Origin of the sequence: Nocardioides sp. (genome assembly GCF_035429765.1) — a bacterium.
Classification (GTDB): Bacteria; Actinomycetota; Actinomycetes; order Propionibacteriales; family Nocardioidaceae; genus Nocardioides.
This window is the reverse complement of sequence record NZ_DAOMFK010000005.1, coordinates 1-20,576: the sequence shown is the minus strand read 5'-3', so window position 1 is coordinate 20,576 and position 20,576 is coordinate 1. Positions and strand designations below refer to the sequence as shown.

General features: G+C 72.5%; 22 protein-coding genes. 15 read left to right on the top strand and 7 right to left on the bottom strand.

Features of this window, described 5'->3' with window-relative positions:
* Positions 1 to 3: 3 nt before the first annotated feature.
* Positions 4 to 768: an SDR family oxidoreductase gene (locus PLP61_RS01150; RefSeq protein WP_324499528.1), complete on the bottom strand. Its 765-nt coding sequence runs from the start codon at positions 766 to 768 to the stop codon at positions 4 to 6.
* Between the two features lie 83 nt (positions 769 to 851).
* Between PLP61_RS01150 and fdxA the strand changes: the two genes are divergently transcribed.
* Entirely contained in the window at positions 852 to 1,178 is a 327-nt protein-coding gene (gene fdxA / locus PLP61_RS01145; protein WP_324499526.1) for a ferredoxin, read from the top strand.
* On the top strand, positions 1,178 to 2,275 hold the full coding sequence (gene dapC, locus PLP61_RS01140; RefSeq protein ID WP_324499581.1) for a succinyldiaminopimelate transaminase: 1,098 nt from the start codon (positions 1,178 to 1,180) through the stop codon (positions 2,273 to 2,275). Before fdxA ends, dapC begins: the two co-directional genes overlap by 1 nt.
* Before the next feature lie 20 nt (positions 2,276 to 2,295).
* Here the strand turns inward: dapC and PLP61_RS01135 are convergent, their stop codons facing one another.
* Positions 2,296 to 2,673, bottom strand: coding sequence for a hypothetical protein (locus tag PLP61_RS01135; protein ID WP_324499524.1), 378 nt, complete (start codon positions 2,671 to 2,673; stop codon positions 2,296 to 2,298).
* A gap of 473 nt (positions 2,674 to 3,146) precedes the next feature.
* Between PLP61_RS01135 and PLP61_RS01130 the strand changes: the two genes are divergently transcribed.
* Positions 3,147 to 4,670 (top strand): CotH kinase family protein, encoded by a 1,524-nt coding sequence (locus tag PLP61_RS01130; protein ID WP_324499522.1) that lies wholly within the window; start codon positions 3,147 to 3,149, stop codon positions 4,668 to 4,670.
* A gap of 24 nt (positions 4,671 to 4,694) precedes the next feature.
* Here PLP61_RS01130 and PLP61_RS01125 read toward each other — a convergent pair whose 3' ends face one another.
* The 3 genes from PLP61_RS01125 to PLP61_RS01115 all read right to left on the bottom strand — a co-directional run bounded on the left by PLP61_RS01125 (position 4,695) and on the right by PLP61_RS01115 (position 7,303).
* Entirely contained in the window at positions 4,695 to 5,663 is a 969-nt protein-coding gene (locus PLP61_RS01125; RefSeq protein WP_324499520.1) for a VldE C-terminal domain-containing protein, read from the bottom strand.
* 96 nt (positions 5,664 to 5,759) lie between these two features.
* Positions 5,760 to 6,707: a 2,3,4,5-tetrahydropyridine-2,6-dicarboxylate N-succinyltransferase gene (gene dapD, locus PLP61_RS01120; protein ID WP_324499518.1), complete on the bottom strand. Its 948-nt coding sequence runs from the start codon at positions 6,705 to 6,707 to the stop codon at positions 5,760 to 5,762.
* A gap of 59 nt (positions 6,708 to 6,766) precedes the next feature.
* The gene (locus PLP61_RS01115; RefSeq protein WP_324499516.1) at positions 6,767 to 7,303 is read right to left on the bottom strand and encodes a mycothiol transferase; all 537 of its coding nucleotides are present in this window, start codon (positions 7,301 to 7,303) and stop codon (positions 6,767 to 6,769) included.
* A 312-nt stretch (positions 7,304 to 7,615) separates the two neighbouring features.
* Here PLP61_RS01115 and ileS point away from each other — a divergent pair, with 312 nt between their 5' ends.
* From ileS to PLP61_RS01085, 6 genes are all read left to right on the top strand, one after another.
* Entirely contained in the window at positions 7,616 to 10,807 is a 3,192-nt protein-coding gene (gene ileS / locus PLP61_RS01110; protein ID WP_324499514.1) for an isoleucine--tRNA ligase, read from the top strand.
* Positions 10,808 to 10,913: 106 nt separating this feature from the next.
* Positions 10,914 to 11,975 (top strand): succinyl-diaminopimelate desuccinylase, encoded by a 1,062-nt coding sequence (dapE, locus tag PLP61_RS01105; RefSeq protein ID WP_324499513.1) that lies wholly within the window; start codon positions 10,914 to 10,916, stop codon positions 11,973 to 11,975.
* Positions 11,975 to 12,748: an LOG family protein gene (locus PLP61_RS01100; RefSeq protein ID WP_324499510.1), complete on the top strand. Its 774-nt coding sequence runs from the start codon at positions 11,975 to 11,977 to the stop codon at positions 12,746 to 12,748. Before dapE ends, PLP61_RS01100 begins: the two co-directional genes overlap by 1 nt.
* A complete protein-coding gene (locus tag PLP61_RS01095) occupies positions 12,745 to 13,026 on the top strand; it encodes a DivIVA domain-containing protein (protein WP_324499508.1) in 282 nt (93 codons plus the stop codon). Before PLP61_RS01100 ends, PLP61_RS01095 begins: the two co-directional genes overlap by 4 nt.
* 14 nt (positions 13,027 to 13,040) lie before the next feature.
* Positions 13,041 to 13,463 carry a hypothetical protein gene (locus PLP61_RS01090; protein ID WP_324499506.1) on the top strand — a complete coding sequence of 141 codons (423 nt, stop codon included), beginning with the start codon at positions 13,041 to 13,043 and terminating at the stop codon, positions 13,461 to 13,463.
* A gap of 3 nt (positions 13,464 to 13,466) precedes the next feature.
* Complete coding sequence (locus tag PLP61_RS01085) at positions 13,467 to 14,234, top strand: M14 family zinc carboxypeptidase (protein WP_324499504.1); 768 nt, start codon at positions 13,467 to 13,469, stop codon at positions 14,232 to 14,234.
* Between the two features lie 61 nt (positions 14,235 to 14,295).
* Here PLP61_RS01085 and PLP61_RS01080 read toward each other — a convergent pair whose 3' ends face one another.
* Complete coding sequence (locus PLP61_RS01080) at positions 14,296 to 15,090, bottom strand: enoyl-CoA hydratase/isomerase family protein (RefSeq protein ID WP_324499502.1); 795 nt, start codon at positions 15,088 to 15,090, stop codon at positions 14,296 to 14,298.
* 156 nt (positions 15,091 to 15,246) lie between these two features.
* On the opposite strand from PLP61_RS01080, the gene PLP61_RS01075 reads away from it, so the two are divergent.
* Genes PLP61_RS01075 through PLP61_RS01065 form a run of 3 tightly spaced genes read left to right on the top strand, consistent with a single transcriptional unit; the run spans position 15,247 to position 17,290 of the window.
* The gene (locus PLP61_RS01075; RefSeq protein ID WP_182540000.1) at positions 15,247 to 15,414 is read left to right on the top strand and encodes a DUF3117 domain-containing protein; all 168 of its coding nucleotides are present in this window, start codon (positions 15,247 to 15,249) and stop codon (positions 15,412 to 15,414) included.
* Positions 15,415 to 15,419: 5 nt separating this feature from the next.
* Positions 15,420 to 16,955, top strand: a complete 1,536-nt coding sequence (locus PLP61_RS01070; RefSeq protein ID WP_324499501.1) for a leucyl aminopeptidase — start codon at positions 15,420 to 15,422, stop codon at positions 16,953 to 16,955.
* Entirely contained in the window at positions 16,952 to 17,290 is a 339-nt protein-coding gene (locus tag PLP61_RS01065) for a hypothetical protein (RefSeq protein ID WP_324499499.1), read from the top strand. The genes PLP61_RS01070 and PLP61_RS01065 overlap by 4 nt, the downstream gene beginning before the upstream one ends.
* 6 nt (positions 17,291 to 17,296) lie before the next feature.
* On the opposite strand, the gene PLP61_RS01060 is transcribed toward PLP61_RS01065, so the two are convergent.
* The gene (locus PLP61_RS01060; protein WP_502888913.1) at positions 17,297 to 17,839 is read right to left on the bottom strand and encodes an O-methyltransferase; all 543 of its coding nucleotides are present in this window, start codon (positions 17,837 to 17,839) and stop codon (positions 17,297 to 17,299) included.
* Between the two features lie 326 nt (positions 17,840 to 18,165).
* On the opposite strand from PLP61_RS01060, the gene sigE reads away from it, so the two are divergent.
* Genes sigE through PLP61_RS01045 form a run of 3 tightly spaced genes read left to right on the top strand, consistent with a single transcriptional unit; the run spans position 18,166 to position 20,494 of the window.
* Positions 18,166 to 18,768, top strand: coding sequence for an RNA polymerase sigma factor SigE (sigE, locus tag PLP61_RS01055; protein WP_324499497.1), 603 nt, complete (start codon positions 18,166 to 18,168; stop codon positions 18,766 to 18,768).
* On the top strand, positions 18,765 to 19,271 hold the full coding sequence (locus PLP61_RS01050) for an anti-sigma factor (protein ID WP_324499495.1): 507 nt from the start codon (positions 18,765 to 18,767) through the stop codon (positions 19,269 to 19,271). The genes sigE and PLP61_RS01050 overlap by 4 nt, the downstream gene beginning before the upstream one ends.
* Complete coding sequence (locus PLP61_RS01045) at positions 19,268 to 20,494, top strand: S1C family serine protease (protein WP_324499493.1); 1,227 nt, start codon at positions 19,268 to 19,270, stop codon at positions 20,492 to 20,494. The genes PLP61_RS01050 and PLP61_RS01045 overlap by 4 nt, the downstream gene beginning before the upstream one ends.
* Positions 20,495 to 20,576 lie beyond the last annotated feature (82 nt).

Here is a 20,576-nt window from a genome sequence, read left to right as displayed (position 1 = left end):
CGCTCAGCCGGCCGACCAGCCTCCGTCGTTGGGGATGATCGCCCCGTTCACGTTGGCGGACTCGTCGCTGGCCAGGTACAGCACCAACGAGGCGATCTGCTCCGGGGTGGCCGTGCCGCGTGCCGTCTGGTGGACGGGTCCGAGGGCGGCCATGCCCTCCTGGTGGATCCGGGTCGGGTCGATCGAGGACATGATGTTGGTCTCGACGCCGCCGGGACACACGGCGTTGCAGCGGATGCCGCGCTGGGCGTAGACGAAGGCGGTGTTGCGGGTGAGCCCGACGACCGCGTGCTTCGAGGCGGTGTACGCCGCGCCCGCGGCCCCGCCACGGATCCCCGCCTCGGAGGCCACGTTGACGATCGAGCCGGCGCCGCCCTCGAGCATGACGGGCAGCGCCGCCCGGGTGAGGAAGAACGGCGCCGTGGCGTTGACCCGGAGGCAGCGCTCCCACATCGCCGTGTCGACGTCGGCCGCACCCGCGAACAGGTCCATCACCCCGGCGTTGTTGACCAGCACGTCCAGGCGCCCTCCGGCGGCGGCCCCGGCGATGAGCGCGGCGGCGGTCTCCTCGTCGCTGACGTCCCCCACGGAGGCGGTCGCTCGTCCCCCCGCCTCGGTGATCAGGCGGACCGTCTCGTGCGCGGTGTCGGCGAGGTCGGCCACCACCACCTCAGCGCCGGCGGCTGCCAGCAGCTGGGCGCAGGAGCGGCCGATGCCGCTGCCGGCCCCCGTGACGACGGCGACTTTGCCGGAGAGATCGAAGCCCATGGTCTTCCTTCCTTGTTGGGACCACCCCTACGGATACTAGGCTGGGGGTGACCGCGCGTAGCGAGAGCCCTCAGGAGGAACTGGTGACCTACGTCATCGCCCAGCCGTGTGTCGACGTCAAGGACCGTGCGTGCGTCGACGAGTGTCCGGTCGACTGCATCTACGAGGGCAACCGGATGCTGTACATCCACCCCGACGAGTGCGTGGACTGCGGGGCGTGCGAGCCGGTCTGCCCGGTCGAGGCGATCTTCTACGAGGACGACACGCCCGAGATGTGGAAGGACTACTACGCCGCCAACGTGGGCTTCTTCGACGACCTCGGCTCCCCGGGGGGCGCCGCCAAGATGGGTGTGATCGACAAGGACCACCCCATGATCGCGGCGCTGCCCCCGCAGAACCAGGACCACTGATCAAGCCGCCGGTCTCCGCCCGGCTGCCCGACTTCCCCTGGGACAAGCTCACCGAGTACGCCGCCCGGGCCCGCGCCCACCCCGACGGGATCGTCGACCTCTCCGTGGGCACCCCCGTGGACCCCACCCCGGAGGTGGTGCAGCGTGCGCTCGCGGGAGCCGCCGACTCACCCGGCTACCCCCTCACCATCGGCCGGGAGGACACCCGGCAGGCGTGCGTGGACTGGCTGGCCCGCAGCTTCGGGGTGGCCGGGCTCGGCCTCGACGGCGTACTGCCGGTGATCGGCTCCAAGGAGCTGATCGGCAGCCTCCCGCTGCACCTGGGCCTGGGCCCCGGCGACCTGGTGGTTCTGCCCGCCCTGGCCTACCCCACCTACGAGGTCGGTGCCGCCCTCGCCGGGGCCGAGCCGCTGGCCACCGACTCGCTGACCAGCCTCGGTCCCCGGGTGCCGGCGCTGATGTACGTGAACTCGCCGTCCAACCCGACCGGCCGGGTGCTGCCCGTCGACCACCTGAAGAAGGTCGTGGACTGGTGCCGCCACCGGGGCACGGTGCTGGTCTCCGACGAGTGCTACCTGCAGTGCGCGTGGGAGGACAGCCCGGTGAGCGTGCTGCACCCCGACGTGTGCGGCGGCTCCCACGAGGGACTGCTGGCGGTGCACTCGTTGTCGAAGCGCTCGAACCTGGCCGGCTACCGGTGCGCGTTCGTCGCCGGGGACCCCGCTCTGGTCGGCGAGCTGCTCGCCGTCCGCAAGAACCTCGGGCTGCAGATGCCCGGCCCCCAGCAGGTGGCGATGGTCGCCGCACTGTCCGACGACGCCCACGTGAAGGAGCAGCACGCCCGGTACGCCCGCCGCCGGCGCTGGCTGCAGGACGCCCTCGAGGGGGCCGGGTTCCGCATCGACCACTCCGAGGGCTCGCTCTACCTGTGGGCGAGCCGCGGTGAGGACTGCTGGCTGACCGTCGACCGGCTCGCCGGGCTCGGCATCCTGGTCGCCCCCGGCGCCTTCTACGGCCCGAGCGGGCACCAGCACGTGCGCGTCGCCTTCACCGCCAGCGACGAGCGGGTGGGTGCGGCGGTCGACCGGCTGGCCTGACCGCCGTCCACACCGCCGAGCTACTCGGCGACCGCGGCAACCACCGCGAGCGCCACGTTGCGCGCCCAGTCGGGCTCGGCCGGCCACCCGGGCTCGGGGTCGGGCTCCCGCTGCACCGGGAACACCGGCTCGTCGGCCTCGTGCGCCACCGGCTCCTGGGTCCGGGGCATGGGACGCCCGGTGGGCTCGGCGGCACCGGTGACACGCACCGCGCAGACGCTACCCAGCCGGACCACCGCGTGCGAGCCGTCGTCGCCGGCGAGCAGCAGCCCCTCCCCGTCCAGTCCCCCCACCTGTCCGTCGAGCCAGTGCCCCTCCACCAGCACGCTGACCGACAGCGCGTTGTCCTGGGCCCGGCGCAGGGCAGTGCCGACCGTGTAGATCGTCGATGAGCTCATGTGAAATTCCCCCCGTGGTCCTGCCAAGCCCCGAGAGATCTCCATCTCATCACGCGGACGCGGTGCGGCGAGGTTTCGGCACGGACAAATCTCCACTGGTCCGGACCACTCGGCGGTGCCGACGGGCGGGGCGTGAGGGATGACACAGAATCGGGCGAGGTCCGGGCTGCCTCGCCAGTCGTAGGCTGGGAACGGACGCGGGTACCGCCGGGTCTGGTCACTGAGTCCTCGGCGAGTTCCCGGCCCACCGAGGGGTGAGTCAGATGCGGATCCACGGTGCGGCCCAGGGACACCACGACGGAACGGCGGCGCCGACAGCGCTTCCCGGACGGCCAACGGGCAGGCCGTCAGCGAGACGGCGACGGGGCGTCCTCCTGCCGTGCGTCGTGGGGGTCGCGCTCGTCCTCCCCCTCGCCGTGACCACGCCGGCATCTGCGGGCCCGACGCAGCCGGCGCAGGTGCAGGTGCCGTCGGTGAGCCGTGTCGTGAACCCCGCTGCGCCGGTCCTCGGCCAGCCCGTTGTCGCCCGTCGCCTCCGTCAGACCGGCAGGCTGGCCGTCATCGGTGCTGTGGTGGAAGGCGACTCCTGGACCGCGAGGGCGACGTTCACGCCCGTCCTGCCGGGGCGGGGCGTACGGCTGCAGCGTGAGACCGGCACCGGGTGGCTCACGGTGGCATCGGGGATCGAGAACGGGAAAGGCACGGCGCGGATCGACAGCCCCGCCTGTCCAGCGGGGACGGTGAGGTACCGGGCGGTCGCGGTGGCCTACCAGGGCGTCCGCCGGTTCGCCACCAAGGCCCGCGACGTCGTCTCGATCGCCCGCCTGCCGAGGATCACCATCGTCACCGACGACGGTGAGCCGATCCTGGACGATGTCGAGTACTCCCACGCCTCCGTCGCCATCCGTCCGCGTGGGTCCGGCCTCCAGGCCTACGCGGGCACCGCGAAGCTCCGGGTGCGCGGCAACTCCACCTCGTGGGTCCGCATGAAGCTCCCCTACAAGATGAAGCTCGACGAGGGGGCGTCGATTCTGGGCATGCCGAGCGCCAAGTCCTGGGTGCTGCTGGCCAACTTCTACGACCGCTCCATGCTGCGCAACGACGTGGGGTTCGAAGTCAGTCGTCGGCTGGGCATGCCGTGGACCCCCAGGATGACTCCCGTCGAGCTGTGGCTGAACGGGCACTTCCAGGGCCTGTACCAGCTGGGTGAGTCCATCGAGGTCGACGCCGACCGCGTGGACATCGCCGATGACGGGAGCGAGTACCTCCTCGAGGGCGACACCTGGCCGGACCCGGACACCCCGGCCTTCAGGACCGGCCATGGGCTCCAGCTGTTCGTGAAGGAGCCCGAGGACCTGGACGAGGCGTCGATCGCGGCGATCGAGGCGGAGGTGCAGGCGTTCGAGGACGCGCTCTACTCCGAGCAGTTCACCGACCCCGAGGCCGGGTACCGCCCGCACATCGACGTCGCGACCTTCATCGACTGGTACCTGACCAACGAGATCATGAAGACCCTCGAGGCCGCCTATCTCAACAGCTGCTGGATGTTCCAGGACGACGGGGCGTTGCACATGGGCCCGGTCTGGGACCTGGACCAGGCCGCAGGTAACCGGACCACCTGGGGGGCCGACGACCCGACCGGCTGGTACCTGCGCCTGCCAGGTGTCGGCTCCCAGATCACCGGTCCGGAGGGCCACTGGCTGATCAGGATGTTCGAGGACCCGTGGTTCGTGGAGCAGGTCAGGCTCCGCTGGGCAGAGGTCCGCACCTCGGTCCTGGCTCTGCCGGACTACGTCGCCGCGGAGGGCGCGGACATCGCCGGCGCGGCAGCCCGCAACTTCGCGCCCGAGGAACAAGGCGGTGCGGGGATGCCGATCGACGCGACCTTCCTGGAGGGGCCCGACCACCTCTTCCAGGGCAGCTGGGGCGCCGAGAGGGACTACCTGGCCGGCTGGCTGGCCACGCGCCTGGCCTGGATCGACCAGCAGCTCTCCTGATTGTCCGGACGGTGCGCGCGCCACTCAGGGCGCCACGTCGACGTGGACGTGGTCGCGGTGCTCCAGGACCTCCCGGTCTCCCGACGTCCCCGACGGGACGCGGTAGTTGCGCCACCCCTGCTCCGAGGCTCGCCCCGACCGCCAGACCCGGTCGTCGAAGATCACCGTGCGAATCTTGAGCCGGTCGGCCTGGGCGACCAGGTACTGCGCGATCGCCCAGCCCTTCTGCCGGTTCGCCGGCGAGACCGGGCGGACGAAGATGTCGATCGCGCGGCCCTCGTAGTGCGCGGACCCCGGCATGTGACCGTCGGTCACCCCGCCCGGGGCGAAGCCACCCAGCGGCAGGTCCCCGAAGACCGCCCGCACCTCCCGGCGTACGTCGTCGGCGCGCGGCGTGAGGCCCTGCCGTCCCAGCCGGGTCGGCGCGGGGTCCGCGTCGTCGCGGACCACGCAGCTGAACGCCCCGCCGGCGGTCTCGCCGGTGAGCGCGGAGGCGAGCGCCCGGGCGTCGGCCTCGTGCTTGGCGTACGCCTCGGGGTACGCCGAGCGCTGGACCTCCTGGGCCGCCTCGGTGATCCGCATCCCCTCGTAGCCGTCGATGCTCTCCAGGGCGTCGTAGAAGGCGTTCGTGGCGTAGACGGGGTTGAGGATCTGCGCGCGGGTCCCCCACCCCTGGGAGGGACGCTGCTGGAACAGCCCGACCGAGTCGCGGTCGCCGTGCTCGAGGTTGCGCAGCTTCGACTCCTGCATCGCGGTCGCGAGCGCGATCGAGGCGGCCCGGGGCGGCAGCCCCCGACGTACCGACATCGCGGCGATCAGCGCCGCGTTCTCGGCCTGCTCGGTGTCCAGGCTCACCTCGTGGCCGGCGACCTCGGCGCGACAGCCCTCGGCGTCGGGCAGCGGGCCCACCCCCAGCCGGACGGCCACCCCGACCGCCAGGGCGAGCCCCAGCACGACCCCGGCCACCAGGACCACCCGGGTGACCCTGCTCATGGCGCGTGAGCCTGCGGTTTGGACCCAAACGACAGAGAAACCGGCCAAAACTCTGTCGTTTGGGTCCAAACCGCAACTATCGCGGAGGCCCCGGGGTCAGTCGTTGGCATGCAGGGCCGCGTTGAGCGCGATGCCGTCACCGTGCCAGGCCACGGCCTCGACGGCGCCGGTGACGGAGTTGCGGCGGAAGAGGACGTTGTCCGCGCCGGACAGCTCGCGGGCCTTGACCACGCGGCGCTCCCCGTCGGCGCCGGTGACGGTGACCTTCGTCCCCGCGGTGACGTAGCAGCCCGCCTCGACCACGCAGTCGTCGCCGAGTGAGATGCCGATGCCGGAGTTGGCGCCCAGCAGGCACCGCTCGCCGATCCGGATGATCTCCTTGCCGCCGCCCGAGAGGGTGCCCATGATCGAGGCCCCGCCGCCGACGTCGGAGCCGTCGCCCACCACGACGCCGGCCGAGACCCGTCCCTCGACCATGGAGGCCCCGAGGGTGCCCGCGTTGTAGTTGACGAAGCCCTCGTGCATCACGGTGGTGCCGCTGGCCAGGTGCGCGCCGAGCCGGACCCGGTCGGCGTCGGCGATCCGGACCCCGCTGGGGACGACGTAGTCGGTCATCCGCGGGAACTTGTCCACCCCGTGCACCGACACGTGCTGGCCCGACGCCTTCATCCGGGCACGCGTGGTCTCGAAGTCCTCGACGGGGCACGGCCCGGCGGAGGTCCACACCACGTTGGTGAGCAGCCCGAAGACTCCGTCCATCGAGAGGCTGTGCGGGGCCGCGAGCCGGGACGAGAGCAGGTGCAGCCGGAGCCAGACGTCCTCCGCCGACACCGGCGCCACGGACAGGTCGGGGATCTCCACGAGGCGGACCTCCCGGGTGACCCGGCGTGCCTCGTCGGGGACGGCCAGCGCCGTGAGCTCCTCGGGGGCCGTGGCGGCCGCCGGGACAGCGCCGAGGGCGGGGGAGGGGAACCACACGTCCAGCACGGCGCCGGCGGGGTCGAGCGTGGCGAGGCCGAAGCCCCAGGCGGAGGTCGTCGTCACGCGACAACCCTAGAGAGCCCGCCCAGGCGCCCCAAGTCGCGAGGTCGTCCCCGGGGGCGCTACTGGCCGGCGCGCCCGTCGATGCACTCCCGGAGCAGGTCGGCGTGGCCGCAGTGGCGTGCGTACTCCTCGACCACGTGGACGATGATGTCGCGCACCTCGTAGCCCGTCCCGTCCTCGTCCGCGATCAGCCGGCCCCAGTCGGTCTCCTGGTCCAGCCAGGCGTCCATCGCCCGCGCCTCCGCACGCCAGGCGGCCCAGGCCTCGGCCACGACGGCCGGGTCGGCCACCGCGCCGTTGAAGTCGTGGTCGGGGTCCGCCTCGGTCTTGAACAGCCGCGGCAGGTTCTGGCCCTGCAGCACCCGGCGCGACCAGTGGTGCTCCATCTGCGCCAGGTGGCGCAGCAGTCCCAGCAGCGACAGGTTCGAGGGCGGCACCGACCGCCGCGCCAGCTGCTCGGCGTCCAGGTCGGACAGCTTGAGCTCCAGCGTGAGCCGGTAGTGGGTCAGGTAGCTGCGCACCACCGCCTGCTCGCCGTACGCCGGCCCGGACTGGAACCGGGGGTCCTGGTCAGGGGGCAGCCACAGGTCGCTCACCGGTCCACCCGAGCAGGCCGCGGCGAAGAATGCAATCCGATTCGCGGTCGGCCGGGTGACGCCGTACCCTGTCGGCACAGGCGTCCGAGCCGTCATCAGCGGCGAGCCTCCGGAAGAACGGGCACTCCGGCCGAGCCGGCGGGTCTCACTAGAACCGGACGGGTAGGCCCGTCACAGCCGTCAACGAGCGGTCACCGCGGGTCGCCCGCGCTCCCCGGTGGCAAGCGAGGTGGTACCGCGGAGTGCGCCCCCGGCGTACGTCGTCCTCGTCCCCACGGCCGGAACGAACGACGACGACGCAGGAGCAGCCCCATGGCCTACCCGAAGGTCTCCCACACCGACGCCCAGGGCGTGCCGTCGAGCCCGCGGTTCCCCGCGATCGAGGAGGCCGTGCTCGCCTACTGGGAGGCCGACGGCACCTTCCAGGCCAGCATCGACCAGCGGGAGCCGGGGGTCGACGGCGCCAACGAGTTCGTCTTCTACGACGGCCCGCCGTTCGCCAACGGCCTGCCCCACTACGGCCACCTGCTGACCGGGTACGTCAAGGACGTGGTCCCGCGCTACCAGACCATGCGCGGACGCCGGGTCGAGCGCCGGTTCGGCTGGGACACCCACGGGCTCCCGGCCGAGCTGGAGGCGATGAACCAGCTGGGCATCAAGACCAAGGAGGAGATCCTCGAGCTGGGCATCGGCACCTTCAACGCCAAGTGCCGCGAGTCGGTGATGCGCTACACCGCCGAGTGGCGCGAGTACGTCACCCGCCAGGCGCGCTGGGTCGACTTCGACCACGACTACCGCACGCTGAACCCGGACTACATGGAGAGCGTGATCTGGGCCTTCAAGCAGCTCTACGACAAGGGGCTGGTCTACGAGGGCTTCAGGATCCTGCCCTACTGCTGGAACGACCAGACACCGCTGTCCAACCACGAGCTGCGGATGGACGACGACGTCTACCAGAGCCGCCAGGACCCGGCGATCACGGTCGGCTACCGGCTGGAGACCGGCGAGCTGGCGCTGATCTGGACGACCACGCCCTGGACGCTGCCCTCCAACATGGGCGTCGCGGTCGGTCCCGATGTGGAGTACGTCGTGGTGGAGTCCTCCTTCACCGGCACGCCCGAGCGCTACGTCCTCGGCGCGGCCCGGCTCCCGGCGTACGCCGCGGAGCTCACCGACGAGGGTGCTGACGGCCCCCACGTGGTGGCCACGCTGCGCGGGAGCGACCTCGTCGGCCGCCGCTACACCCCGCCGTTCTCCTACTACCTGGGCCACCCGAACGCCCACCGGGTGCTCGGCGCCGACTTCGTGACCACCGAGGACGGCACCGGCATCGTGCACATGTCCCCCGGCTTCGGTGAGGAGGACAAGGCGACCCTCGACGCGGCCGGGGTCGAGACCGTCGTGCCGGTGGGTCCGGACGGCCGCTTCCTCTTCCCGGTGACCGACTACGAGGGGCTGCACGTCTTCGACGCCAACCACCTGGTGATCGAGCACCTCAAGGCAGTCACCCGCGGCGCGGGTGAAACGGGGTCCACCACCGAGGGCACCGTGCTGCTGCGCCGGGAGACCTACGAGCACCCGTACCCGCACTGCTGGCGCTGCCGGCAGCCGCTGATCTACATGGCGGTCTCCTCCTGGTTCGTCCAGGTCACCGCCTTGAAGGAGCGGATGCTCGAGCTCAACCAGGAGATCCGGTGGGTGCCCGAGCACATCAAGGAGGGCCAGTTCGGCAAGTGGCTGGAGAACGCCCGGGACTGGTCGATCTCCCGGAACCGGTTCTGGGGCAGTCCGATCCCGGTCTGGCGCTCGGACAACCCCGCGTTCCCGCGGGTCGACGTCTACGGGTCCTTCGAGGAGCTGGAGCGCGACTTCGGGGTCGAGGTCACCGACCTGCACCGGCCGATGATCGACCACCTCACCCGGCCCAACCCCGACGACCCGTCGGGCAACTCCACGATGCGCCGGGTCGAGGACGTCCTGGACGTCTGGTTCGACTCGGGGTCGATGAGCTTCGCCCAGGTCCACTACCCGTTCGAGAACGCCGACTGGTTCCAGCACCACTTCCCCGGTGACTTCATCGTGGAGTACATCGGGCAGACCCGTGGCTGGTTCTACACCCTGCACATCCTGGCGACCGCCCTGTTCGACCGTCCCGCCTTCTCCTCCTGCGTCTCGCACGGCATCGTGCTGGGCAGCGACGGCAACAAGATGAGCAAGTCGCTGCGCAACTACCCGGCGGTCTCGGAGGTCTTCGACCGCGACGGTGCCGACGCGATGCGCTGGTTCCTGATGAGCTCGCCGATCCTGCGCGGCGGGAACCTGGTGGTCACCGAGCAGGGCATCCGCGACTCGGTGCGGCAGGTGATGATCCCGCTGTGGAACGCGTGGTACTTCTTCGCGCTCTACGCCAACGCCGCGGGGGAGGGGTACGACGCGCGCTGGCGCACCGACTCCCCGCACGTGATGGACCGCTACATCCTCGCCAAGCTGAGGGGCTACGTCGCGGAGTCCACCGACCAGCACGACGCCTACGACATCGCCGGAGCCTGCGACTCCACCCAGCGGTTCCTGGAGGTGCTCACCAACTGGTACATCCGCCGCTCCCGCGAGCGTTTCTGGTCCACCGGCGGAGACCTGGACACCGACGCCTTCGACACGCTCTACACCGTCCTGGAGGTCGTGGCCCGGGTCGCGGCCCCGCTGCTGCCGCTGACCACCGAGGAGGTGTGGCGCGGCCTGACCGGCGAGCGGTCGGTGCACCTGGCCGACTGGCCCTCGCCGGCGGACCTGCCCGCCGCCGACGCGCTGCTGACCGCGATGGACGAGGTCCGCGACGTCTGCTCGGCAGGCTCGGCGCTGCGCAAGGCGGGTGGCCTGCGCACCCGCCTGCCGCTGTCGTCGCTGACGGTGGTGGTGCCGGAGGCGGAGACCCTCGCCGGCTTCGAGGGCATCGTCGCCGACGAGCTGAACCTCAAGGAGGTCCGGCTCCTCGACCTGGCCGCGCCCGCCGCGGCGGCGTACTCGGTGCAGCAGAAGCTCACCGTCAACGCCCGCGCGGCCGGGCCGCGGCTGGGCCGCGACGTGCAGGCCGCGATCAAGGGCTCCAAGAGCGGTGACTGGTCGGTCGCCGAGGACGGCACGGTGACCTCCGGCGGGCTGGTCCTCCTCGAGGGGGAGTACACCCTCGAGACGGTGGCGGCCGAGTCCGACGGGCACACCGCGACCGGGCTGCTGCCCCGAGGTGGGTTCGTGGTGCTGGACACCGAGGTCACGCCGGCGCTGGCCGCCGAGGGGGCGGCCCGCGACCTGGTCCGCGCCGTGCAGCAGGCCCGCAAGGAGGCGGGGCTGGAGGTGTCCGACCGGATCACCCTCACCCTCGCCGCTCCGGCCGACACGCTGGCCGCGGCGCGGGCTCACGAGGGGCTGATCGCGGGGGAGACGCTGGCCGTGCGGATTGACCTGGTCGAGGCCGAGGCGCTCACCGTGCACGTCGCCCCCGCCTGACGGTGGCACGCACAGCGCGCGACCCGTCGCATATGGAGGCGCACCGGCCCCAGCAGCCACACCAGGCTCGCTCTTCGTGCTCGGTCGCGGTGGTTGGATGGGGACCATGACGCTGGACCTGACCGCGGACGTGGTGTCGCTCACCGCGCAGCTGGTCGACATCCCCTCGGTGAGCCGGGACGAGCAGGCCATCGCCGACGCGGTGGAGGCCGCGCTCGGGCCGCTGCCGCACCTGACGGTGACCCGACGGGGGCACACGGTGGTTGCCCGCACCTCGCTGGGGCGCTCGGAGCGGGTGGTGATCGCCGGGCACCTGGACACGGTCCCGGTCAACGGGAACCTTCCCTCCCGGCGTGAGGGCGACCTGCTCCACGGGCTGGGCACGTGTGACATGAAGGGCGGGGACGCCGTCATCCTGCGGCTGGCCGCCACCGTGCCCGAGCCGAACCGCGACGTGACGTTCATCCTGTACGAGGCCGAGGAGATCGACTCGGCGTTCAACGGGTTGCGGCTGCTGGCCGAGAGCGACCCGCACCTGATGGAGGCGGACTTCGCGATCTTGATGGAGCCGTCCAACGCGCTGGTGGAGGCCGGCTGCCAAGGCACCCTGCGGGCCGAGGTGCGCACCACCGGCGAACGGGCCCACTCCGCGCGCAGCTGGATGGGCAGCAACGCCATCCACCGGGCCGCACCCCTGCTTGCCCGGCTCGCGGCGTACGAGCCGCGCAGGCCCGTCATCGACGGCCTCACCTACCACGAGGGTCTCAACGCCGTGTTCATCCGGGGCGGCGTCGCCGGCAACGTGCTCCCCGACGAGTGCGTGGTCGAGGTCAACTACCGGTTCGCGCCCGACCGGAGCGAGGCCGAGGCGGAGAGGTTCGTGCGCGAGTTCTTCGGGGAGTACGACGTACGCGTCACCGATCTCGCCCCGGGCGCCCTGCCCGGGCTGGCCGTCCCCGCCGCCCGGGCGTTCGTCGAGGCGGTGGGGGGTCCGGTGAACCCGAAGTTCGGGTGGACCGACGTGGCCCGCTTCTCCGCTCTCGGGGTGCCCGCGGTCAACTTCGGGCCCGGCGACCCCACCCTGGCCCACAAGCAGGAGGAACACGTGCCGATCGCCCAGATCGAGGCCTGCGAGCGAGAGCTCGCCACCTGGCTCGGGAGACCATGATGGCCGACCACGACGCGTCCACAGGGGACCCCTACCAGTACCAGGGCCCGGTCATCATCCGCGGGGACCAGGTCGACCGGAGCACGGCCGACCAGCGGCTGCTGGACACACGCGGCCCCTCGGACTGGGTGCACACCGACCCGTGGCGGGTGCTGCGCATCCAGGCGGAGTTCGTCGAAGGCTTCGGTGCCCTGGCCCAGCTTGGCCCGGCCGTGGCGGTCTTCGGGTCGGCGCGCACCCGCCCGGAGGACGCGGCGTACGGGATCGCCGAGGAGGTCGGGCGCAAGCTCGTGCAGGCGGGGTACGCCGTGATCACCGGTGGCGGCCCCGGAGCCATGGAGGCGGCGAACAAGGGCGCCTCGGAGGCGGGCGGCGTCAGCGTCGGGCTCGGCATCGAGCTGCCGTTCGAGAGCGGGCTGAACCCCTGGGTCGACGTCGGCATCCACTTCCGCTACTTCTTCGCGCGCAAGACGATGTTCGTTAAGTACGCCGAGGGGTTCATCGCCCTTCCCGGCGGGCTGGGCACCTTCGACGAGCTCTTCGAGGCCCTGACCCTGGTGCAGACCCAGAAGATCACGACGTTCCCCATCGTGCTGCTGGGCACCAGCTACTGGGGCGGTCTGGTGGACTGGCTGCGTGACACGGTGCTGGCCGAGGGCAAGATCTCGGCGGCGGACCTGAAGATGATCACGGTGAGCGACGACGTCGACCTCGCGGTGCGGCTGATGGTCGAGGCCAGCCGGCACCACGTGTCCTCGGGAGGCCCGACATGATGTGGTTCTTCGCCGTCCTGATCGTGCTCGCGCTGGGCGGGGTGGCGGTCCTGGCGGCGGGACGCGGGGAGCCGATGAGCGAGGCGGAGCACGACCGGCCCGAGCCGCTTCTGCCCACCGACGGTCCGCTGGGGGCCCAGGACCTGCGCCGGGTCCGCTTCTCGCTGGCGTTCCGCGGCTACCGGATGACGGAGGTGGATTCGTTGCTGGATCGGCTCGCCACCGAGCTCGAACACGCCGACCCGGCAGCCGGTGATGGCAGCCGCGAGTCCTTCTGAGGCAGACTTCCCCCGTGTCCATCGAGGTGATCGCCTACATCCTGGCCGTGCTCGGCCTGGTGGTCGTGGTGCTCACCCGCATCCGGCTGCGCAAAGAGAGGGTGGCGGGGCGCACGCACGTGCCGTCGTTGGTCGTCAACCTGCACACGGTGCTCGGGCTGGTCGGCATGGGGCTGTGGATCGCCTACCTGGCCGCCCCTGGGGACAGCCCGCTCGGCTCCCCCCTGCTCGGGATCATCGCCCTGGCGTGCCTGTGGGTGGTGGCGGTGTGCGGCCTGCTGATCCTGGCCCGCTGGCTTCCGTCCCGCGGGCGGCACGTGTCGGAGGTGACCGAGGACTCGTGGAGCGACGGTCCCGGCCTGTCGGTCCTGGCGCACGTGGGCATGGTGGTCGGGGTCGCCGTCTTCACCGTCGGCTACATGGTCGGGACGCTCTGAGCCGTGCGACGCAGGACCACAGCTCTGGTAACGGCGTGTCTGCTCGCGCTGAGCCTCGCCACGCTGCTGGGCCCGGCGCCGGCACCCGCGGTGGCTCAGCAGGCCACCGGACCGGACGCCGTCGTGGAGCGGCGGGTGATCGGGCACTCGGTGAAGGGGCGGCCGATCGTGGCCTACCGGCTCGGTGAGCCGGGGAAGCGGGTGATGATGCTCATCGCCACCCTGCACGGGAATGAGGCCGCCCCCCGACAGATCCTCCGCTCCCTCGTCGAGGGGCGCCCGGTGCACGGCATCGACCTGTGGGTGGTGCCGACGTACAACCCCGACGGCCTGGCCCGGCACACCCGTAAGAACGCCCGGGGCGTGGACCTGAACCGCAACTACCCCTACAAGTGGGCTCCGCTCGACGGTGCCTACGAGTCGGGCCCGCGGCCGCGCTCGGAGCCCGAGACCCGGGCCATGATGGGCTTCCTGCGCGAGATCCGGCCGCGTCGCATCCTGAGCTTCCACCAGCCGCTGAACGGCGTCGACACCGACACCAAGGTGCCGCGTTTCGCCCGCCGGGTCGCCCGCGCGCTGAACCTTCCGGCGAAGGCGTTCACCTGTGGCGGCGTGTGTCACGGGACGATGACGATGTGGTACAACCACACGTTCTCGGGGTCGGCACTCACCGTGGAGTACGGCGCCCGCCCGGGCCGGCACCGGATGCGGGTGATGGCACCTCGCCAGGTGCTCCGCGTGCTCGGTGGCTGGCGGGGCCCGCGGCCCTGACCGCCGGGCGGGGAATCCGACAGGCGCACCGCCCCGACGTCAGCGGTCGGGGCGGGAGGGGTCAGCGCCCCTCGAAGACCGGCCGCTGCTTGGACAGGAACGCCTCGACCGCGGCCTCGTGGTCGGCCGTGGCGCCGGTCTGCTGCATCATCGCGCTCTCCAGGTCCAGCGCCTCGGTGAAGCCGTGCCCGGCGGCGTACGCCACCGACCGGCGCATCGCCCCGTACGCCACGGTGGGCCCGGCCGCCAGCGTGGTGGCGAGCTCGGCCACCGTCGTCGCCAGCTCGCCCGCGGGGACCACCCGGGTGGCCGGCCCCAGCTCCAGGCACTCCGCGGCCGGGACCGTCCGCGGGAAGTAGAGCAGCTCGAGCGCCTTGGCCCGGCCGACCAGCCGCGGCAGCGTCCAGCTGGCGCCGGTGTCGCAGGACAGCGCCACGCCCGCGAAGGCGAGGTTGAACCCGGCGGTGTCCGACAGCACCCGGAGGTCACAGGCCATCGCCAGGCTCGCCCCGGCCCCGGCCGCCACCCCGTTCACCGCCGCCACCACGGGTTTCGGCATGGTCGCCAGCGCGGTCACCAGCGGGTTGTAGTGCTCCTCGACGGTGCCGAAGAGCGAGTCGCGGCGGTCGCTGTGGAGGATCTCGACGTGCTCCTTGAGGTCCTGGCCGACGCAGAAGGCCCGGCCCGTCCCCGTCAGCACCACGCAGCGCACGGCCGGGTCCTCGGCCACCGCGAGAGCCGCGTCGCGCAGCGCCACCTTCGTGGCGACGTCGAGGCTGTTCATGGCCTCGGGCCGGTTCAGGGTGAGGGTGGCGACGCCGGCGGCGACGTCGACGAGGACGGGCGAGTCGGTCATGGACGCAGTGTGCCCGACGGCGGGGGCGGACGCATGGCCCTGCCCTGTGGTCGAGGTCACGTCCCCGATGAGGGATAATGACGTCGGTACGACGCGGGCCCGCCCGACGCGGAGCCGTCGCGGCAGGGGCGATGAACAACAGAAAGAGGTGCGCGGATGGCGGCGATGAAGCCCCGGACGGGCGACGGTCCGCTGGAGGTCACCAAGGAGGGGCGCGGCATCGTGATGCGCGTCCCCCTCGAGGGCGGCGGCCGTCTGGTGGTGGAGCTGAACGCCGAAGAGGCCGGCTCCCTCGGTGACGCCCTCAAGGCCGTCGTCGGCTGACGACGGTGCCCTCGACCCCAGCTCCTGCACTTCCCGCCCAGGTCTCCCCGCCGCAGTTCGCGCTCACCGCGCAGACGCCCGCAGCGGTGCGCGGCGTGGCCGCCCTGGCCTACCCCGTCTTCCCGATGGCCGACTCCGTGCTGCTGGGGCCGGACGCCGACGCGCTGGCCGAGGAGATCGGCCTGGACCTGTTCGCCGTGCTGGAGGCCGCCCGGGCCACCGGCCGGGCCGGTGAGGTCACCCAGGTCCCGGTGGCGAGGGACGGCGTGGTGCAGACGGTGCTCCTGGTGGGGGTGGGTGAGCAGGAGCCGCAGCACCTGCGTCGCGCAGGTGCCGCGCTGGCCCGCGCCACCCGGAACCGCGAGAGCGTGGTCACGTCCCTGGCCGCCGGGACGCCTGACGGTGGGCTGGAGGCGTTCGTGGTCGGGATGATGCTGGGGTCCTTCGGCTTCCACTGGCGCTCGGACGGGCCTGCCGAGCGCCCGGTCGCTCACGTGGTGCTCGCCGGCCTGGCAGACCCCGAGGAGCAGACCGCCACCCTGGCTCGGGCCCTGGCCGTCGGGGGCGCGGCCTGGCAGGCGCGCACGCTGGCCACGGTTCCCTCGAACCTCAAGAGCCCCGCCTGGCTGGCCGAGCAGGCCGTCCGCGCCGGTGCGGACGCCGGGCTCGAGGTCACCGTCTGGGACGAGACCGACCTGCAGGCCCACGGCATGGGCGGGCTGCTGGCCGTGGGGCGTGCCTCGGCGACGCCTCCCCGGCTGATCCGGCTGGACTACGCCCCGCCGGGCGCCCACCGGCGTACGCCGCGGGTCGTCCTGGTGGGCAAGGGCATCACCTTCGACACCGGCGGCCTGTCGATCAAGCCGGCCGAGTCGATGGCCACCATGAAGCGCGACATGACCGGCGGCGGGGTGGTGATCGCGGTGCTGTCCGCGCTGGCCCAGGTCGGCTGCCCGGTCCGGGTGACCGGCCTGGTCGCCGCCGCCGAGAACGCCGTCGGAGGGGACGCCGTCCGGCCCGGAGACGTCGTCGTGCACTACGGGGGACGGACCACCGAGGTCACCAACACCGACGCGGAGGGCCGGCTGGTCCTGGCCGATGCCCTCGCGTACGCGGTCGACAAGCTCCGGCCCGCGGCCCTGGTCGACGTCGCGACCCTGACCGGGGCCGCCAAGGTCGCCTTGGGGCAGCGGGTGGCCGGCTACTTCGCCAACCACGACGGGCTGGCGGCCACGCTCGCCCGGGCGGGGGACGAGGCCGGCGAGCCGCTGTGGCGGCTCCCGCTGCACCCCGACTACGAGGAGAAGCTGGCCTCGAAGGTGGCCGACGCGGACAACGCGCCGGGGGGCCCGGGCGCGATCACGGCCGCGCTGTTCCTGCAGCACTTCGTCGGGGACGTCCCGTGGGCCCACCTCGACATCGCGTCGGTGGGCGACGCACCGAGCGACAGCTTCGAGTGGAGCCAGGGCCCCACCGGGTTCGGCGCCCGCGCGCTGCTGCGGTGGCTGGGCACCGACGACCCGCTGGCGGGGCTGCGGTGAGAGGCCTGACCGTCCGCTGGTCGCTCGTGGGGGCGCCCGAGGGGGCGGAGGCGGCGCTGGCGGCGTACGTCGAGGGCACCTCGCACGCCCGGTTCAGCCGGCTCGAGGGACTGCAGCACAAGTCCTGGCGGCAGCGGCCGGGGGAGTGGTTCGAAGGCTGCTACGTCTTTGCCGACGACGCGGCGCGGGCCCGGTTCCAGGAGGAGTTCTCGGCGGTCGCGGCCGAGTCTCCGGGCTCGGAGCTCATCGGCTCCGCGCCGGTCCTGATCGAGGCGTGCGACGTGGTCGCCGTGGCCGAGGGCCCGGCCGGGTTCCACCCGTTCGCCCGCGGCTGAGCCGGTTCACTCCGGCTCGGGTGCCCACTCCTTCTTCGCGGCCAGCAGGCCGTCGCCGACGGGCAGCAGCACCGGCACCAGTCCGGGGTGCTCCACCACCTGCCGGCCCAGCTCGCGGATCGCGACGGTCTCCTCGTCACGGCGGGCGGGGTCCGCGACCCGGTCGTGCCACAGCGCGTTGTCGAACACCACGACCCCTCCGGGCCGCAGCAGCCGCAGGGCCTCGGTGAGGTACGCGGTGTACTCCCGCTTGTCACCGTCGCAGAAGACCAGGTCGTAGTGCCCGTCGGTGAGTCGGGGCAGGACGTCCAGGGCCGACCCCGCGATGGTCCGGACCCGCTGGTGGGTCACCCCCGCGTCGGTGAAGGACTGCCTGGCGAGGCGCTGGTGCTCCGCCTCGATGTCGACGGTGGTCAGGATCCCGTCGGACCGCATGCCACGCAGCAGCCAGACCCCCGACACGCCGGTGCCGGTCCCGATCTCCACCACGGCCCGGGCGTCGAGCACGGAGGCCAGGAAGCAGAGGGCCGCTCCGCTTCCCCGTCCCACGGGCGCGACACCCACCTCCTCGGCACGCGCCCGCGCACCCTGGAGCACCTCGTCCTCGGGGACGAACTCCTCCGCGTAGGTCCAGCTGGCAGCGGTGATCGGCGTGGTGATGATGGTCTCCTTCGTCGGACACCCGGCGGGTGCGGTGGCGCCTGCGGCGACCCTACCGCGGGAACACCCCGTCGCCGCCGTTCGTTGCCCTGGACACGAACCGTCGCGGGGATTCCTGGTGATCGGTTCAGGTTCCTCTCAGATCAGTTCCCTACGGTGAGGAGAGTCAGATCCAGTTCCCGCGACCCGCGCGCAGGCGCAGCCAGGAGACTCCGGTGGACCAGGCCGAGCCGGTCAGCGCTCCGCCGACCTGGCACGACATCGTCGAGCAGCACTCCGACCGCGTCTACCGGCTGGCCTACCGGCTCACCGGGAACCGCCACGACGCCGAGGACCTCACCCAGGAGGTGTTCGTGCGCGTGTTCCGGCGCCTGGACACCTACACCCCGGGCACCTTCGAGGGGTGGCTGCACCGGATCACCACGAACCTGTTCCTGGACCAGGCGCGCCGCAAGCAGCGGATCCGCTTCGACACCATGTCCGACGAGCGGGCCGGACGGCTCCCCAGCGGCGTACCGGCGCCTGACGCCGCCTACGCCGAGGCCACCTTCGACGACGACGTCGAGGGTGCGCTGGCCGCGCTGCCTCCCGAGTTCCGTGCCGCCGTCGTGCTCTGTGACGTCGAGGGGCTGAGCTACGAGGAGATCGCCGACATCCTCGACACCAAGCTCGGCACGGTGCGCTCGCGCATCCACCGCGGGCGCGCCATGCTGCGCCGCTCGCTGGCGCACCGGGCCCCCAGGGACGGCCGGGTGCGGTACTCCGGTCCGGGCGACCCGGTCCCGGCGCCCCTGGCGCCCGCGGGGGGTCGGTCGTGATCGGGCATCTCGGCTCCCGGGTGAGCGCCCTGCTCGACGGCCAGCTCACCAGCGAGGAGGAGGAGCGGGCCTGGGCCCACGTGCACGCGTGCCACCAGTGCCGGGACCTCGTGGAGCGTGAGGGCTGGGTCAAGACCCGGCTCGCCGGCCTCTCCTGGAGCCTGACCCCTGCCTCCGGGGCGCTGAAGGGCTCGCTGCTCGCCTCGCCCGGACTGCTGCCCCCCGGCGAGGCCTACCTGCTCCACCCGTCCCGCTCCCGCAGCCGGAGCATGGTCGCCCTCGGGGGGAGTGCCCTGGGCGTGACCGTGCTCGGTCTGCTCGCCCTCGGTGCTGCCCCGGCGGCCGCGCCGGTCCTGGACCGCCGACCCCCGGTGACCAGTCTCGTGCGGCCCACGGAGGCCCCCCGGGCGCCGTCTCAGTCCGACTCCCGTCGGGAGCGCCCCCGTCGCCACCACTCCCCGTCTGCACGCGCCGAGCTGACAGGGGTCACAATTCCCTGGTGAGCGACCAGCCGCCGGAGCCAGCCGTACCGTCCGCGTCCGACCCCTGGCTGCCACCACCGGCCCCGCCGTACGCCGTGACGCGTGCCTACCCGGTGCCTGTCGACCCCCGGCTGCCCACCGGCGCGCCCGTCGGCCGGGTCCCCGGCTGGCTGTGGCCCGTCGTGGCTGTGCTGGCCCTCGGGGTGGGCCTGGTCGGCGGCGCCGTCGGCGGAGTGGTGGCCACGCAGGTGGTCGACGAAGGTCGGCTCACCCTGGGTGGAGGCTTGGTCGACACCGTCACCCAGGCGCCGCTGCCGGAGGACAACCGGTCCATCGCGGCGGTCGCCGCCCAGGTGCTGCCGAGCACCGTGCAGGTCATCGCGACCTACCAGGGGGAGGCCGGCGGCGCCACCGGGTCGGGGTTCGTGCTGGACCGGCGCGGGCACGTGATCACCAACAACCACGTGGTCGCCGACGCCGCCACCAGCGAGGGCGAGATCGAGGTCGTCGACCAGGACGGCAACCGCTACGGCGCCCGGCTGGTGGGCCGGAGCCCCGTCTACGATCTGGCCGTCCTCTCGGTCAGAGGCGCCGGGGGACTACGGCCCGCCGCACTGGGCGGGTCACGTCGGCTCCTGGTGGGTGAGGGCGTGGTCGCGATCGGGTCCCCGCTGGGGCTCACCTCGACGGTGACGGCCGGCATTGTGAGCGCCGTCGACCGCCCGGTCACCACCGGCAGCACGGCCGACGACACCTCCTACATCAACGCCATCCAGACAGACGCCGCGATCAACCCCGGCAACTCCGGTGGCCCGCTGGTGGACCTGCGAGGCCTGGTGGTGGGCGTCAACTCCGCCATCGCCACCACCGGGCAGGTCAGCGGCGAGGCGGGGAACATCGGGGTGGGCTTCGCGATCCCCATCGGGCAGGTCCGGGTCACCGCGGACCAGATCCTGCGGTACGGCGAGGCGCGGTACCCCGTGATCGGCGCCACCGTGGCCACCGAGTCCACCGCCGAGGGGGGAGCGCTCATCGAGGGTGTGCCGTCGGGGACGCCGGCTGACCGCGCGGGGCTGCGCAAGGGGGACGTGGTCACCCGGATCGACGGCCACCGGGTGGTGGACGGGATCGCGCTGATCGTGGCGATCCGCAGCCACCAGCCGGGCGAGACCGTGCAGCTGACCGTGGTCCGGGACGGTCAGGAGCAAACGCTCGGCGTCATGCTCGACTCCAAGGTCGGCTAGCCCGCGCCCGCGTCGGGCCGGGAGCTGCAGCGCGGAAGATCCCAGCCACCAGGTGGCTGTTGGGTTTTGGGTTCTGCTGGGC